Here is a 16,393-nt window from a genome sequence, read left to right on the forward strand (position 1 = left end):
TATTATGGGGTTTTTGGGGTCAAATAGGCATCTAGGTTCTTTTTAATTTGAACCACTTTGTAATTATCACTGGAAATAATAACTGCCGGATGTGCAATTTTATATTTTTTGTCATCTCTCAAAACTCCCGCAACGTCTTTTGCGTAAGCTTCAGATTTTAAACCATGGATAATTACAAAACTTTCAGATCGATTGTATTTATCAAAAGAAGTTGTCAATCGTTCAAAATTTTCAACTAATAAAAATACTCTAATCGCTTCTTCAATTTGTTTAAGCGTTTTAGTGTCATTATTAGGAACTGCATATAAAATTTTCCAGCTTTTGTTATCTTCTGTTGTAAAGTTTAATCTTTCTAAAGCAGGGACTTGTTTCTCCAGAATTTCTCTGGCATTTTTACCCTCTTCACTATTCGGATAATTATCTGCTGCATTTTCGAGACCTTTTTTATACGCTTCCAAACCATTTACTTTACCTAAAGTATTGGCTTTTAATAATTCATACTTCGAAACAATATCATCACCAGAATATTGATTTATCAAATTATCAATATTGGCTAATACCTCTTCAAATTTTTCTTCCTCAAACAGTTTATACCATTTTTGGTATTCTTTGTCTGGACTAGAATTTGGATCGTCTTCCTTATTATTTAAAATCTGAGCATATCTCGACCCTGGATATTTAGACGAAATCTCTGCTTTTATTGCTTCGGCTTTTTGCGGATTTGTAATTTGATAAATTTTATACAAATTGTACATGGATGGCAGCACCAGTTTTTCTTCTGGATTGTTGCGTAACAATTGTTCTAATTTATCGCTGGCCAAATTATATTCTTTAAACTTCTCCTTATATATAAGTCCTAATTGATAATATGCAAAATTACGTTCCTTACCAATACTGTCCATAGCTGGCTGTGAAGTAGGAAGTTGTTGTACATAAAATGCAACAGTATATTTTTCTGCCACAACTGTATCTTTTAATACGTTTGCAGCGTCTTGAGTACTAATTGTATCATTCATTGCGGCACTATTCGCATCTTTTATTCCTGCCAATCTCCAGTTACTTCCTAATGTTCTGGTTCCCCACATTTTTTTGAATTGCAGTTTCCCGTAAGCAACAGTTGTTGGGTTATAAAAATAAAATGTGCTTGCATTATCATTAGTCCCCATTGGCATGCCGATACCGTCTGAATCTAATTGTTTCCCTACAGACTGCGGATTAACAGCGCCACTTCCTGAAACCTCTGCTTGCGAATTCAAATTAATATTGGCTAAACGCTCTTTTTCTTTTTCTTCTAAAAGTCGTTTGGCTTCGTCTTTCTTTTTAAGCTCCGCAATATAATTTTCGAAATACACCTTTTTTTCTGTCGGAGGCATATTGAATACCATGATAATACTATCGTTACGTTTTGCAACGGCCTCGTATTTAATTACATTATCAAGATTTTTTCTGTTTTTTTCTATGAAAGCATATTCTCTTGTTTTTGAATCGAGTTTTACCAAGGTGCTGTCATAATACTTCGCTGCCATTGTATAGTTTGTATTTTTAAAATACATATTTCCAATGTTTCTATAGGCAGAAGCCATTAAATAAGGGTCTTTTGATTTTCTTCCTAAAGATTTATTATAAAATTTTAAAGCATTTTCCTGATCTTTTTTCTTATCATAAAACACACCCATTTCATAAAAAAGAACATCATAATAAGGACGGTTCTCACGATCAGTAACTAGCTTATTAAATGTTTTTAAAAAGATGGTATCGTTGTCTTTTTCATAATCGAACATCTGTGCCTTTCTAGCATAGGCGTGCATCATATATTTACGATCTGCTTTTCGATTTAAGTCGATTACGGCATTATAAAAATAAATTGCACTATCTCGTTTTTCTTGTTCCTGATACATTTGACCAAGGATAAAACGGTATCTAGCACGTTCTTCATTCTTTTTGGTAAACTGCTCTGCAATTCTCAGTTTGGCAACTGCGCTGTCTTTTTGTTCTAGATTTAAAAAAGCTTCCGCCAAAAGAGCATTCGCATCAGCAAAAGTTTGTTTGTCTAAATCTGTATTTTTAAGTAAAAGTTTAATGTTTTTTAAAGCAATAGCGTCGTTTCCTAGACGCATATTGGTTTTTTCACGCCAGATTTTAGCGGTGTAAATATTACTACTGTTTGGATATTTGTATAAAATATAATTGAATGCCTCAACCGCCGGAATAAAACGCTGATCGTAATATCTCGCTTTACCAAGCATTAAATAAGCTTCGTCAATTTGTGAGTTTCTTTCTCTCCCGCCAATATTCATGGAGTGCTTCTGAATGGCTTTGGTCGCCTTGGTTTCAGCGCGTTCAAAATCAGGATTTTTAGCTTTTTCCCCTTCAGAAAAATTTTCGTCAAACTGCATTTTTTCAATAGGCAGTAATTTCCAAAAATTATCCTGATTATTGGCCTGAATAGACTGTAATCCTTTATCCAGACCAATTCCTCCATTGTATAAAATATTATATTTTGTACCAACAGAGTGCGATGTTCTAGACAAAAAAGTATTTTTTTTGGTAGAACAAGCTATCAAAAAGAATAAAAAAACGAAAGTAAAACTATATTTAAGAGTATTCTTTTTCAATAGAAAAGAGTTTAAAACAGATAACTACTAAAAATTGATTTTAGTATATTGACTTGTAAAAATACGCTTCTTTTTGTAATATGGAATACTTATACTGCAAAAAACGATTCTAGTTCCTGAAGGGTCTCTTTTGAAGTCTGAATATCTTTTACAATTTCGCCTTTATTAAGTGCAACAATTCGGTCGCAAACTTCAACCGTATGCTGTAAATCATGACTTGAAACCAAAACAGTTACATTTGGATTATCGGCCAGTTCTTTTATAATTTTTTTCAACCTGCTAACAGTTGTCGGGTCCAAATTAGCAAAAGGTTCGTCTAAAATGATTACTTCAGGATTTCCTATAAGCGTTGCAATTATGCCCACTTTTTTCTGGTTCCCTTTAGATAAATCTCTCAAATATTTTTTATTGTTTAAAATTTCTCCATTGAAAAATTCTTCATGCTGTGCCAATAAAGCATCAACATCTGCTTTATTCTGATGGCGAAGATCTCCAATAAAATAAAAATATTCTTCTGGTGTTAAATATCCTATCAAAAAGCTTTCGTCAAGAAACGATCCTGTAAAAGATTTCCAGTTTTCGCTGGTATTTACCTGAATATTGTTGTTTATAACATATCCTTTTGAAGGCTGAATCAAATCTAAAAGCAGACTGAAAAAAGTCGTTTTTCCTGCACCATTATTTCCCACTAATCCGAAACTTTGCCCTTTTGGAATTTCAAGATTTTCAATATTTAAAACTGTTGTTCCGTTATAATTTTTGATAAGTTGATTTACTTGTATCATATTAATTTTAGATTTTAGATTGTTGATTTTAAATTAAAAATCTATTGCTTATTTATAGATTTTAGTTTTCCATTTGATAAATTATCTCATTATCAAATTGGCACATTTTCTAATTTAATTCTTTTGTTTATAAGCACTTATTGTACTGTACTTCTCTATTTTATATCTTTTTTCAATTAATGAAAAAACTTTTTCTTTAAAGATAAATCCTAAAACGCCGGCTCCGGCAACAAGACTTAAAGCAACTGTTTTATCTGCAAAATGAAGTCCGAGCCAATAAAGCAAAAGCGGTAAAAATATTTTTGGCAGTGATAGAAGCATGGCACTCACATTAAAAGCTTTTTTATCTCCAAAAGCTCCTCCAGCGTTACTTAGATCAATTGGCGTTTTGGTAAATGCACCGCCTAAAAGAACTAAATGTGAATTGACTCCAATGTTATAAATCGCTCCAACAACTATAGTTAAATAAGTCTCCCAACCATATAAAAGATAAAAAGAAGCCAAAATTGTAGAGATAAAAGTAGCAATAACTATAAGCCACCATTTTGAAGTAATGTAACCGCGATACGGAACATTTTGAGTCATTAGTAATTGATAATAAGAACTATCCCAGCTTGGAACAAACTGACCAAAGACAAATAAAAATCCTCCTGAAACAAATATTCCTGCAAAAATCTGCATAGCCGCCGGCTGATGAGAGTTTCCAAAAAAGATAAATCCATAAAATAAAAAGAGAACACTCATGAAAATAGTTGTTTTGGATCTTTTATTTCTTTTGATCAATTTAATGTCATTTTTAAGAAATGTTCCTAAAGTTCCAAACTGATTCAGCCAAGAAAAGTTTTCTGTAGCTGCAATATCTTGTTTTACAGAAAGTCCCGCATCCAAATATAAATTTGCTTTAAAATACTTAAAGGTAAAAGCGTATAATCCGGCTAGAACTAAAATTGGAATTAAAAACAAACCATCAATATCATAAAAACCCTGAAAAAATGGAGTCGTAAATACTGTTACATCAAATAATTTATAATATTGAGCTCCCGCTAAAGCTATAATTAGCGCTGCGAATAAGGCAAATAATTTATCGATGTTACTTAAAATAATATTCAGAAAATTATTGATGTAAATTATTGCCATAATTCCTAAATTCCAAAACACTATTTCGACAACATCGTAGCCATTTAAAATCAATACAACCGAGAACGGGATAAAAAATAGAGCGTGTACCCAATTAAAAAAAGACAATACTGTTTTGCCTAAAGAAAAATGAACAATTGTTGGTTTCTTAAATGGAAGAACCAATAAAGGTTTAATATTTAAAACAGGAATGGACTGCAAGAGCAATCTAACTATTAAATCAAAAAGAAAATAATATATTAGAAATCTGTTAACTGTTCTTAATGGTTCCAATTTCATATCCTTAAGGATATAAAATGCTCCTACTCCCATTCCAATAAAAATTAAGGAAAAATAAATCATCAAAAATCCTATTATAATTTTCATTGTCAGGTTTTTACCAAACGATGCCGATCTAATGAAAGCTTTCCATTCGAGGTAAATAAACTTTTTAATCATGGTTTATAGTTTTAGTTTCTTTGTAGTGAGAGATCAAATGTAGGAAAACGTTACAAAAAAAGTTAAAAAAAATAATTTAGTGTCAATCATTTAATAGTGGTTTGCTACTTTTGCATAAAAATTCTAACATGCCTTCATTCTTAAAACTTATAATTAAAGAAGTAAAACGCGAAACTGCAGATGCGGTTTCTATACTTTTTAATGTTCCCGAAGAACTAAAACCAGATTATAAATTTATAGCTGGTCAATATATAAATTTAAAACTAACTCTTGACAATCAAGAAATTAGACGTGCTTATTCTATTTGCTCTGCACCTGAAAGCGGCGAATTAAGAATTGCTGTTAAAGCGGTAAAAAGTGGCCTTTTTTCTCAGTTTGCCAATACAATATTAAAACAAGGAGATGTTCTTGAAGTGGGACAGCCGGAAGGAAAATTTACTTTTGAGCCAGATGCCGAAAGACAAAAAAACTACGCAGCTTTTGTTGCTGGAAGTGGAATTACTCCTGTTCTTTCTATAATCAAATCGGTTTTAAAAAATGAGCCAAAAAGTTCATTTGTATTGGTTTATGGAAATAAAACTCCTGAAAATACTATGTTTTATCAGGAACTTCATGATTTACAATTGCAATATGTAGGCAGATTTTTTGTGCATTATGTATTTAGTCAGGCAAAAGCTGAAAATGCTTTGTTTGGAAGAATTGAAAAATCTGCTGTGAATTTTGTTTTAAGTAACAAACACAAAGAACTTCAGTTTGATAAATTTTTCTTGTGTGGACCAGAAGAAATGATCAATACGGTTTCTGATATTTTAAAAGAAAAAAATGTAAAAGAATCGGCTATTAAGTTTGAGCTCTTTACATCTTCTTCTGAAGAACACGTAATTCAAGGTTCTCAAGAAGGACATACTAAAATTACGGTTTTAGTTGATGACGAAGAGACTACTTTCGAAATGTCTAAAAAACAAACCATTCTTGATGCTGCTCTAAAACAAGGAGTTGATGCTCCGTATTCTTGCCAAGGCGGTATTTGCAGCAGCTGCTTAGGACGTGTTACAACTGGAACCGCAGAAATGACGAAAAACTCTATTTTGACTGACAGCGAAATTGCAGAAGGTTTGATTTTAACATGCCAGGCGCATCCAACATCAGATACTATTTATGTGGATTACGACGACGTTTAATCTTTAAATTAGAATATTAAAAATTCCAACTTTTCAATTGGAATTTGGAATTTTTTTTTTGTTTAATTACCTTATTCCTTGATCTTTGTCAAGTTTGAAAATTGACAAAGATGTAAATTGAAATTTAATTGAATATGAGATCCGTAAGAGAAATTTTTAAAAGTAAGGACTATCTTTTAGAAGAACCCGAAGTTATAAAACTTGTAGAATATTGTGAGGAATTGCAGGATGAAATTGTTGAGCTTAAATTTGAGAAAACTTACAATAAAGAACTTGCAATGCTTGATATGCTGAAAGAAGTTATAAAAGGGTGCAATGACATTGAGAAGGAAAAAATGGAACACGAGCGTTTTGGTTATGAAGCACCCAATTATGAAGCTACAATTTCAAATCTTAAAAATTATATTTATAACCGATGTAAAGATGAAAAGATTTGGTTAGGATAAGAATAAACTCCAATAAAAAAATTCCAAATTCCAAATTATGATTGAATTAGGAATATGTTTTCATCTTTGTCAAAGTTTGAAACTTTGACAAAGATTATCTCAAATAAAAAATTCCAAATTCCAGTTATAAGTTTGGAATTTGGAATTTTTTAGCTTCAAATATTTACACTTTTTTGTCACCCTGAGCGAAGTCGAAGGGCATATGATATTGGACTTCGACTTCGCTCAGTCTGACAATAATATTATAAGTTGTTCTCAACTTTAAAAACCACTTCATCTGCAAAAATACTTCTCATAGCATCTTCATATCCTTCTACAATTTTATTTCCGTAAACAGAAGTTGGCAGTTGAGGATATTGATTTCTATCTGAAGTCAGAGCATTTTCTAAATTTTGATTGAATGGCAGAAACCCTGCATAAGGATGTGTTGCACCCCAAAGTGTAACAACTTTAACTCCGAGCATTGCAGCAATGTGTGCATTTCCAGAATCCATAGAAAGCATTACATCGAGATTGCTTATAAGTTGTAATTCCTGCTGAAATTTGATTTTTCCAGCCATATTAATTACGTTTTCATAAGGCTGCGAAATAGAATCCAGAATTTCGATTTCTTTTTTTCCTCCGCCAAAAAGCAAAATTTTATAGGCCGAATTCTCTGCCAATTTCGCAATCACTTCTTTCATTAAATCTAACGGATAAACCTTAGAATCATATTGTGCAAAAGGAGCAATTCCAATTAACTTTGCATTTTCTTCTCCGATAATTTCTAAAATTTCACCGCTTAAAACTGCTTTTTCGGGAAACGTAGGATTAGATAAATTTAAAGGAAAACCAAGTTCTTCAAACACTTTTGCATGTCTTTCGAACATGGTTGGCAGTTGTTTAAAAATCTTATTTTCGGCTCTCGTTAATTCTTTTTTGCCTTCTCTTCCTTTGTCAACAGTCGCTCTTTTTTTGCCGCTTAAAGCGAAAAGTAAACTCACCACTTTAGAACGTAATACATTATGAAGATCTGCAAAAGCATCAATTTTGAGTTTTTTTACGTCATTATATAAACGTAAAAGTCCTGAAAATCCTTTGTGTCTTTCTTTTTCATCAAAAGCAAAAAATTCCAAATTCGGAATTCCGTCAAAAAAAGGTTTAAAAAAAGGACGAGAAATAACCGTCAATTGTACTGTTGGATACTGTTTTACAAAAGCGCGTAAAACAGGAACCGTCATGGCGACATCTCCCATTGCGGATAGTCTCATGACGGCTATATGCTTAATCTTATTAGACAATTCTGTCAAATTATTTTTTGTTTTGATATAAAACTGGGTTCAATTCATCGTCGTTGTACATTTTCATTTGTTTGTACACTTTCATGAATTTATCTCCATTTTCAATATCTGTCAATAATTCTTCAATTGCTGTAGATAAATCTGTTCTTTGTTCTAAAAGGATGTTTAATTTTTCCTGACATTTATCTCTATGTTCTTGCGAAGCTTCTGCACGAGTAGCCTCTTCATTCATGTGATAAATTTTTAAAGCTAAAATTGACAATCTGTCAAATGCCCAAGCTGGACTTTCTGAATTGATTTTTGCTCCATCTTTTACTTTTACATCACTGTATTTTTGTAAAAAATAACCATCGATATATTCTACCATATCAGTACGTTCCTGATTTGATGCGTCAATTCTTCTTTTAAGCGTTAAAGCCGCAACAGGATCTATCTGCGGGTCACGAATAATATCTTCAAAATGCCATTGAACTGTATCAATCCAATTTTTTAAATATAATAAATGTTCAAACTTATCTTTTGGATAAGGATTATTAATCGGCTGGTCAACATTATCAAATTGATGATAATCTTTAATGCTTTGCTCGAAAACAGAATATGCTAATTTTGAAAACATGTTTTTATTTTTTTATAAAACAAAGATACTTTTTATACTTTTATAGTTTGAAAAAAACCACTAATTTTTCAATTCTTCATAAAAAACAATTGATCTGCTAAAAAAATATTATGAAAATTCATTATATCTCTGAGAATAACAGCGTATTAAATCATTTTCTAGGACAAATTAGAAATGTAAATGTACAGAATGACAGTATGCGCTTTCGTAGAAATATTGAGCGTATTGGAGAAATCATGGCGTACGAATTGAGCAAAATTTTACCCTATAAAAATGTTGAAATTCAAACGCCGCTAGGCATTAAAAAAACGACTGAAATCGAAAGTGATTTGGTTTTGTGCCCTATTTTAAGAGCTGGATTACCGCTTCATAATGGTTTTTTAAATTATTTTGACCACGCAGAAAACAGCTTTGTTTCGGCTTGCAGACATCATCCAAATAACGATGATGAATTTGAAATTTTAGTTGAATATCAAGCGATTTCAGATTTAAATAATAAGACGGTTTTACTTCTTGATCCGATGCTGGCAACGGGACAATCTATTGTAGCTGTTCATAAAAAATTGATTGAGAATGCTGCCCCAACAGAATTTCACATTGTAGTCGTTATCGCTGCACCAGAAGGAATTGCGCATTTAGAAAAAAATCTTCCCGAAAACTGCCATTTATGGGTTGCTTCTTTAGATGAAAAACTAAATGAGAAAAACTACATTGTTCCTGGTCTTGGTGATGCCGGCGATCTTGCTTACGGAAGTAAATTATAATTGTGAAAAGAAAGTAAATAAACTACAGACAATCAATACATAAAATACAATTTCGTTGTTTAGTTTTTGCTGCATATATTCTACATGACTTGTTGCCATAACGGCCAATGGTGCAATACTGAACAATAATAGATCATTACTTTTATCTGGTGAAACGATATAAACCAAAGCCGCAATAAAAAAGCAGGCTACAATTTTCTTGTACGAAGAATGTAAAATTTGCGGTCTGTTTGATAGTGTCATTAACATCGAAGTAACAAAAAATAGAGATACTGCAGTATATATTGAAAGTGCTCCGTTTTCGTAATTGTTTTTAAAATAATCAATTCTAAAATCGATTACAGCTCTTTCTTGAAAAAATGCGACAACATCGATATTAAAAATTAAAGAGGTCATGTAAAATAATATTGCTACTGCTAAAAGTGCAATAAATGGCAAAACCCAGTTTCTATAATCTCTTGAAACGTGAAAAACGATTGATATAAAAACCAATAGTAGGAAAAGCACACTCCAAAATTGAAATAAAGAAGCTACAAAAATCCAGAATGAGGCATCGAATATTTTTTCTTTTGATGCTTTTAAAGATTGCAGCGAAATTAATCTTCGAAGCGCTAATAATATAAAGAAGCTAGCATAAATAACATTTGTGTTGTTAAATATGGTAGGGAAAAATAAAAGAAATAATAAATAGAAAAGTATCGCGTATCCATTGTCTTTACTGAGTCCGTTCTTTTTTACGATAAAATTTACCATAAAAAAAGAAGCCAGAATAAAGCATAACAAACTCACTTTTTGGAAAGCCAAAAAATAAGAAGTCACCCAAGTTGGGTCTTTAATTTGAAACGTAAAAAAGAAAACCAGTATCAAAATTACAACCAAAGAATAATTTAATGGCGTAGATTTTTTAAAAACACTTGTTATCATAAGGATATTTTATACTTTTGTGATTGTAAAGATAATACTTGTTTAAAATGAAAAACCGAACAAGTTGAAAAAAGATTCGATTAACCGAATTTTATCTTCAAAGCATTACACAACAATAAATAACATATAATTTTAAAAAATTATGACAGCTTTTTTTGAAGGAATACAATACTTATTCGTTAACATTTTGTTTGCTCCTCTTGACTTTTTACGTCGTTTGGAATTAATTACATGGTTTGGTGCAAACACAATTAACTGGATTTTCATGATCATCTGTGCATGTGCAATCGTTTATTGGATTAAACAATTACGCATTTTTGATGATGCCGGAACAGAAAACCAAGATACAACGGCTCACTCATTTTTAAAATAAAAACTAAACCCTTAATTAAAAGGGTTAGTTCTCAATTATTTTAAATTAAATCGAAACCGATATCTTTTCTAAAATACATCTTATCAAAGCTTAGTTTATCTATGTTTTGGTAAGATTTTTTTATGGCCTCTTGAAAGTTATCTCCATAAGAGGTTACAGCAATTACACGTCCTCCATTAGTAACGACATTTTCATTATCTAATTTTGTTCCTGCATGAAAAACAATTGAATCTGTTACATTCTCCAAACCAGAAATTACTTTTCCTTTTTCAAAATCTTCCGGATATCCGCCAGAAACAACCATAACTGTTGTCGCACTTCTTGGATCAATTTCTAAATTAAAATCTCCCAATTTTTGATCTGCAACAGATAAGAATAATTCTACCAAATCTGATTTTAATCTTGGCACAACTACTTCAGTCTCTGGATCTCCCATTCTTACGTTGTATTCAATAACAATTGGTTCGTTTTTTACATTGATCAAACCAATAAATACAAATCCTTTATATTCGATTCCGTCTTTTTGAAAACCTTCAATTGTTGGTTTTACGATACGTGTTTCAATTTTTTCCATCAAAACAGCATCAACATAAGGAACTGGAGAAACTGCTCCCATTCCGCCTGTATTCAATCCCGAATCTCCTTCTCCAATTCTTTTATAATCTTTTGCTGTTGGAAGAATTTTGTAATTTTTTCCGTCTGTTAAAACAAAACAACTTAATTCGATTCCGTCCAAAAATTCTTCAATTACCACTTTTGAACTTGCGGTACCAAATTTTGCATGAACCAGCATGTTACGTAATTCTGTTTTTGCTTCTTCAAGATCTTGAATAATCAAAACTCCTTTTCCTGCTGCTAATCCATCTGCTTTTAAAACATAAGGAGGCTGTAATGTTTCTAGAAACTCACATCCTTTTTCCACTGTTTCTGCAGTAAAACTATCGTAAGCAGCAGTTGGAATATTATGTTTCATCAAGAATTCTTTTGCAAATTCTTTACTTCCTTCTAATTGAGCCCCTAATTTAGATGGTCCAATAACTGGAATATGTTTTAAACTTTCGTCATTTTTAAAATAATCGTAAATACCTTTTACCAATGGATCTTCAGGTCCTACGACTACTAAACTTATATTTTCTTTAAGTACTAAAGCTTTCACAGCTTCAAAATCTGTTGCAGCTATTGCCACATTTTCAGCAATTGCAGCTGTTCCTGCATTTCCAGGTACTACAAAAAGTTTTTCGCAAAGCGGACTTTGAGTCATTTTCCATGCAAATGCATGCTCTCTTCCGCCTGATCCCAATAATAAAATTGTCATGGTGTAGTTGTATTTAGTTGTGGTGCAAAAATAGTTGCTTTTAACCTTAAATAATAATTTTTTTTACTTACTTTTGACGTTAGTAATGCGAAAGGTATGATAATTTCATTTGGCTCGAAAGAAACTGAAAAAATTTGGAATGGTATTGTAGTCAAAAAACCTTCAATTGAAATACAGCAAATTGGCAGAAGAAAACTCAGAATGCTTCATAATTCTCAAAATTTAAGTGATTTACGAATTCCGCCATCTAATCGTTTAGAAAAACTAAGCGGTAACTTAAAGGATTTTTACAGCATTAGAATTAACAATCAATGGAGAATTATTTTTATTTGGGAAAATGGAAATGCTTCTGGTGTAGAAATTGTTGATTTTCATTAAAAAATTAAAATGGAAAAATTAAAAAATATACATCCTGGAGAAATTTTGTTGGAAGAATTTTTGATTCCTCTGAGCATTACGCCATATCGTTTGTCTAAAGATTTGAAAATTCCGCAAACTAGAATTTCTGAAATCATTAAAGGAAATCGAAGAATTACAGCTGATACAGCTTTACGTCTAAGCCAGTACTTTGGAAATTCGGCCAAATTTTGGCTGGGCCTTCAAGATGATTTTGATATTGAACAAGAAGAATCTAATAAAGGCCAAGAATTGAAATCGATTAAACGTTACGATTTAAAAGAAGTAGTTTAATGATCCGTCTTTTTGATCTTTCCCTTCATTTGAATGGTTTTCCTATAAAGAAAGCCAAGGCCGAATTGGATAAAATTGTTCTGTTTTCTGAATCTGAATATGCTTCGTTTCTTGAAAATAAGAAGAAAGAAATTGTTGATTTTCATTTAGAAAATAACTCTTTCTATGCAGCATTAGTTGGAAATACTTCTGTTCAAAATTGGGAAGATCTGCCGATATTGAATAAACAGAATCTTCAGAAGCCATTGGAAGAAAGACTTTCCAAAGGTTTTTCAAAAAAAAACATCTACCTCAACAAAACTTCCGGATCGAGTGGAACTCCGTTTGTTTTTGCAAAAGATAAGTATTCCCATTCTTTAACCTGGGCATCTAACATTATGCGTTTTGGTTGGTTTGATATTGATTTTAATCATTCTTATCAAGCTCGTTTTTACGGTATTCCGATGGATTTTATTGGTTATCAAAAGGAACGATTTAAAGATTTTCTCACCCATCGTTTTCGATTTCCGGTTTTCGATTTATCTGATGAAATTCTGGGAAAATTTCTAAAAAAATTCAAATCGAAAAAATTCGATTATATCAATGGTTATACGAGTTCGATTGTTTTATTTGCTAAATATCTTGAAAATAAAAATATCATTTTAAATGAAGTTTGTCCGACGTTAAAAGCTTGTTTTGTTACTTCAGAAATGCTTTTTGAGTCTGATAAAAAGTTACTGGAAAAACAATTCGGTATTCCTGTAATTAATGAATACGGAGCATCTGAACTTGATTTGATTGCTTTTGAAAATCCTCAGGGCGAATGGCAGATAAATTCTGAAACTCTTTTTGTAGAAATTTTAGATGAAAATAATAATGTTCTCCCTTACGGGGAAGAAGGCCGCATTGTAATTACTTCTCTGTTCAATAAAGCAAATCCTTTTATTAGATATGAAATTGGCGATATCGGAATTTTGGATGAAAAAAGTACGCCACAAAAACCCATTCTAAAAAAATTAGTTGGAAGAACAAACGACATTGCCATTTTACCTAGCGGAAAAAAATCTCCTGGCTTGACATTTTATTACGTAACAAAAAGCATCATTGAAGATGATGGAAATGTCAAAGAATTTATCATCAAACAAACCAAAATAGATACTTTCGAAATTGATTATGTTGCTGAAAAAGAATTAGATTCAACACAAATTCAGAAAATAAAAGAAGCCATCGATTTGTATTTAGAGCCCAATCTAGATTTCACTTTTACTAGAAAAACTGTTCTAGAAAGAACCAATCGCGGTAAACTAAAACAGTTTAAATCATATTTATAATATAAATAAAATCTTACATTTTATTTTTAATTAAAACTTATGTACGATCAATCTTTACTTTCTGAAGAAACTATTTCAAACAAAATATATTTTATCCGCAATCAAAAAGTGATGCTTGCATTTGATTTAGCAATCCTTTACAATGTTGAAACAAAAAGGTTAAATGAACAAGTAAAAAGAAATTCATCTCGATTTCCAGAAGATTTCATGTTTCAACTTACGGAAAGTGAATTTAAAAACTTGAAGTCGCAAATTGCGACTTCAAGTTGGGGTGGAAGTAGAACATTACCTTTTGCTTTTACAGAACATGGTATTTTAATGCTTTCAAGTATATTGAAAAGCGACAAAGCAATTCAAACCAATATTCAAATTATGCGCATTTTCACAAAAGTGAGACAAATGCTTCAGGACACAACAGAAATTAAAGTCGACATTTTACAGATTCAAAAGAAATTGGAGAATCATGATAAAAATATAGAGTTAGTTTTTTCTTATTTGGATGAATTAACAGACAAAAAAGTAGATGAAAGTGAAAGAGTGAAAATTGGATATAAAAAATAATTGGAGGTCACAGTTTGTGATCTCCAATTCTGAAAGTGATCCTTTAAGATCACAAATTGTGATCTTAAAATTAAACTCAAATCTTTATGTCACAATTTGTGACATAAAGATTGAAATAAAAAACGATATTCTTCAAGGTCACAATTTGTGACCTTGAAGAATATTAAATCTTCTTTATATAACGTGATTTAATAATCAACTGAGTAAATAAAAATCGCGTCATCAATAAAACAGAAAACACAATATTAAATCCGTGAAAATTTCTGTAAACGCCAAAATTGTGTTTAATCAATTTGAATTTTGATGAAGAAATAGAATCTTTTCTAATTCTATAAAATGCTAATGGTTCTGAAACAGGTTGTACCCTTTTTATTTGTTTTAAAATAGTAAGCCAAATTCTCCAATCTTGTCTTTTTTCGGAAGATTCTAATTTGATTTTTCCAAAATATTCGGAATCGTAAATCGCAGTGAGATTGCCTACATAATTGCAGAAAAATAATTGTTTGTAAGTTAAAGGCTGCGGTGATTCAACTCTTCTGTTTAAATTATTTCCTTCTTCATCAATACAATCGTAAAAGCTAAAAGTAAACGGCAGATTATTCGTTTTTAGAAACTGAATCTGTTTCTCTAATTTTTGAGGAAACCATATATCATCGGCATCTAAATAGGCGATATATTTTCCTGAAGCCTTTTCTAAAGCTTGATTTCTAGCAAATCCGTTTCCTGAATTTTTCGATAATCTGAATAATTTTATTCTGGAATCGTTTTGAGCAAACACTTCTATAATAGAAACTGTTTTATCTGTAGAAGCATCATCGACCAAAATCATTTCCCAGTTTTGGTACGTCTGCTTTTGAACTGATTTTATCGTTGCTCTAATGAACTTTTCAGTATTATATGTTGGCGTTAAAATAGATACTAAATCGTTCATTAGATTTTAATCTTTGCAGAATTTTGTGGCTATTTTATATAACTCGAAAAATCTTTGTGTTCTTCTTTTGAAAGTTCTTCTGGAGACAATGATCTAAAATAATCGTAGGTAATTTTCATTCCCTCAGAACGGCTCACTTTTGCTTCCCAGCCTAACAATTCTTTTGCCTTTGTCGTGTCTGGCTGACGCTGCAACGGATCGTTTATTGGTAAAGGATGATAAACCACTTTCTGATTTGTTCCTGTCAGTTTTATGATTTCCTCAGCAAAATCTTTGATCGTGATTTCGTCAGGATTTCCAATGTTTACCGGATAAACATAGTCAGAATGCAATAATCTAAAAATACCTTCGACTTGATCGTCTACATAACAAAAAGAACGGGTCTGCATTCCGTCTCCAAAAATGGTTAGATCTTCTCCGCGTAACGCTTGTCCGATAAATGCTGGAATTACACGTCCGTCATTTAATCTCATTCTTGGTCCGTAAGTATTAAAAATACGAACGATTCTGGTTTCTACACCATGAAAAGTATGATACGCCATTGTTATCGATTCCTGAAAACGCTTTGCTTCATCATAAACACCGCGCGGCCCAATTGTATTTACGTTTCCATAATATTCTTCTGTCTGCGGATGCACTAACGGATCTCCGTAAACTTCTGAAGTCGATGCAATCAAAATTCTTGCTTTTTTAACTCTCGCTAAGCCTAATAAATTATGCGTTCCTAAAGACCCTACTTTAAGAGTCTGAATTGGAATTTTTAAATAATCTATCGGGCTTGCCGGCGAAGCAAAATGAAGGATATAATCTAAATCACCTGGAATATGAACAAATTTGGTAATATCATGATGATAAAACTCAAAGTTCTCTAGTTTGAACAAATGCTCAATGTTTTTAAGGTCTCCAGTAATCAAATTATCCATCCCGATTACAAAGTAACCTTCCTTGATAAATCTGTCACATAAATGCGATCCTAAAAAACCTGCTGCTCCAGTGATAAGTATTCTTTTCATATTAATTATTTACA

17 protein-coding genes are annotated in these 16,393 nt (G+C 31.6%); 8 read left to right on the forward strand and 9 right to left on the reverse strand.

All coding sequences use genetic code 11. The features are described from left to right. Positions 1-2: 2 nt before the first annotated feature. The 3 genes from BSF42_RS09305 to BSF42_RS09315 all read right to left on the reverse strand — a co-directional run bounded on the left by BSF42_RS09305 (position 3) and on the right by BSF42_RS09315 (position 4,975). Complete coding sequence (locus BSF42_RS09305; protein ID WP_095952815.1) at positions 3-2,615, reverse strand: tetratricopeptide repeat protein; 2,613 nt, start codon at positions 2,613-2,615, stop codon at positions 3-5. Positions 2,616-2,704: 89 nt separating this feature from the next. After that, complete coding sequence (locus BSF42_RS09310) at positions 2,705-3,400, reverse strand: ABC transporter ATP-binding protein (RefSeq protein WP_095952816.1); 696 nt, start codon at positions 3,398-3,400, stop codon at positions 2,705-2,707. 114 nt (positions 3,401-3,514) lie between these two features. Beyond that, positions 3,515-4,975, reverse strand: a complete 1,461-nt coding sequence (locus tag BSF42_RS09315) for a DUF5687 family protein (RefSeq protein WP_095952817.1) — start codon at positions 4,973-4,975, stop codon at positions 3,515-3,517. A 128-nt stretch (positions 4,976-5,103) separates the two neighbouring features. Between BSF42_RS09315 and BSF42_RS09320 the strand changes: the two genes are divergently transcribed. Both BSF42_RS09320 and BSF42_RS09325 read left to right on the forward strand, forming a co-directional pair. After that, a complete protein-coding gene (locus BSF42_RS09320; RefSeq protein ID WP_095952818.1) occupies positions 5,104-6,156 on the forward strand; it encodes a 2Fe-2S iron-sulfur cluster-binding protein in 1,053 nt (350 codons plus the stop codon). A 134-nt stretch (positions 6,157-6,290) separates the two neighbouring features. Beyond that, positions 6,291-6,602, forward strand: coding sequence for a hypothetical protein (locus tag BSF42_RS09325; RefSeq protein WP_095952819.1), 312 nt, complete (start codon positions 6,291-6,293; stop codon positions 6,600-6,602). A 242-nt stretch (positions 6,603-6,844) separates the two neighbouring features. On the opposite strand, the gene BSF42_RS09330 is transcribed toward BSF42_RS09325, so the two are convergent. Together BSF42_RS09330 and BSF42_RS09335 are read right to left on the reverse strand one after the other, a co-directional pair. Further along, positions 6,845-7,852 (reverse strand): glycosyltransferase family 9 protein, encoded by a 1,008-nt coding sequence (locus tag BSF42_RS09330; RefSeq protein WP_095952820.1) that lies wholly within the window; start codon positions 7,850-7,852, stop codon positions 6,845-6,847. A 40-nt stretch (positions 7,853-7,892) separates the two neighbouring features. Then, on the reverse strand, positions 7,893-8,498 hold the full coding sequence (locus tag BSF42_RS09335) for a DUF4254 domain-containing protein (RefSeq protein ID WP_095952821.1): 606 nt from the start codon (positions 8,496-8,498) through the stop codon (positions 7,893-7,895). Positions 8,499-8,608: 110 nt separating this feature from the next. Between BSF42_RS09335 and upp the strand changes: the two genes are divergently transcribed. Further along, entirely contained in the window at positions 8,609-9,262 is a 654-nt protein-coding gene (upp, locus tag BSF42_RS09340; protein ID WP_095952822.1) for a uracil phosphoribosyltransferase, read from the forward strand. Here the strand turns inward: upp and BSF42_RS09345 are convergent. Continuing rightward, on the reverse strand, positions 9,257-10,186 hold the full coding sequence (locus BSF42_RS09345; RefSeq protein ID WP_095952823.1) for a DUF6427 family protein: 930 nt from the start codon (positions 10,184-10,186) through the stop codon (positions 9,257-9,259). The two genes, upp and BSF42_RS09345, sit on opposite strands and share 6 nt — an antisense overlap. A gap of 142 nt (positions 10,187-10,328) precedes the next feature. Here BSF42_RS09345 and BSF42_RS09350 point away from each other — a divergent pair, with 142 nt between their 5' ends. Continuing rightward, positions 10,329-10,559 carry a hypothetical protein gene (locus BSF42_RS09350; RefSeq protein ID WP_029271378.1) on the forward strand — a complete coding sequence of 77 codons (231 nt, stop codon included), beginning with the start codon at positions 10,329-10,331 and terminating at the stop codon, positions 10,557-10,559. A 40-nt stretch (positions 10,560-10,599) separates the two neighbouring features. Here the strand turns inward: BSF42_RS09350 and purD are convergent, their stop codons facing one another. Beyond that, positions 10,600-11,874, reverse strand: a complete 1,275-nt coding sequence (purD, locus tag BSF42_RS09355; RefSeq protein WP_095952824.1) for a phosphoribosylamine--glycine ligase — start codon at positions 11,872-11,874, stop codon at positions 10,600-10,602. A 96-nt stretch (positions 11,875-11,970) separates the two neighbouring features. Here purD and BSF42_RS09360 point away from each other — a divergent pair, with 96 nt between their 5' ends. Genes BSF42_RS09360 through BSF42_RS09375 form a run of 4 tightly spaced genes read left to right on the forward strand, consistent with a single transcriptional unit; the run spans position 11,971 to position 14,435 of the window. Beyond that, the gene (locus BSF42_RS09360) at positions 11,971-12,252 is read left to right on the forward strand and encodes a type II toxin-antitoxin system RelE/ParE family toxin (protein WP_095952825.1); all 282 of its coding nucleotides are present in this window, start codon (positions 11,971-11,973) and stop codon (positions 12,250-12,252) included. Between the two features lie 9 nt (positions 12,253-12,261). After that, the gene (locus BSF42_RS09365; protein ID WP_095952826.1) at positions 12,262-12,564 is read left to right on the forward strand and encodes a HigA family addiction module antitoxin; all 303 of its coding nucleotides are present in this window, start codon (positions 12,262-12,264) and stop codon (positions 12,562-12,564) included. After that, on the forward strand, positions 12,564-13,874 hold the full coding sequence (locus tag BSF42_RS09370; RefSeq protein ID WP_095952827.1) for a phenylacetate--CoA ligase family protein: 1,311 nt from the start codon (positions 12,564-12,566) through the stop codon (positions 13,872-13,874). The genes BSF42_RS09365 and BSF42_RS09370 overlap by 1 nt, the downstream gene beginning before the upstream one ends. A 39-nt stretch (positions 13,875-13,913) precedes the next feature. After that, positions 13,914-14,435, forward strand: coding sequence for an ORF6N domain-containing protein (locus tag BSF42_RS09375; RefSeq protein WP_095952828.1), 522 nt, complete (start codon positions 13,914-13,916; stop codon positions 14,433-14,435). Positions 14,436-14,598: 163 nt separating this feature from the next. On the opposite strand, the gene BSF42_RS09380 is transcribed toward BSF42_RS09375, so the two are convergent. Then, on the reverse strand, positions 14,599-15,366 hold the full coding sequence (locus BSF42_RS09380; RefSeq protein WP_095952829.1) for a glycosyltransferase family 2 protein: 768 nt from the start codon (positions 15,364-15,366) through the stop codon (positions 14,599-14,601). A gap of 29 nt (positions 15,367-15,395) precedes the next feature. Further along, a complete protein-coding gene (locus BSF42_RS09385) occupies positions 15,396-16,379 on the reverse strand; it encodes a UDP-glucuronic acid decarboxylase family protein (RefSeq protein ID WP_095952830.1) in 984 nt (327 codons plus the stop codon). Between the last annotated feature and the right edge of the window lie 14 nt (positions 16,380-16,393).

The sequence above is a fragment of the Flavobacterium sp. ACN6 genome (genome assembly GCF_002304005.1).
GTDB lineage: Bacteria > Bacteroidota > Bacteroidia > Flavobacteriales > Flavobacteriaceae > Flavobacterium.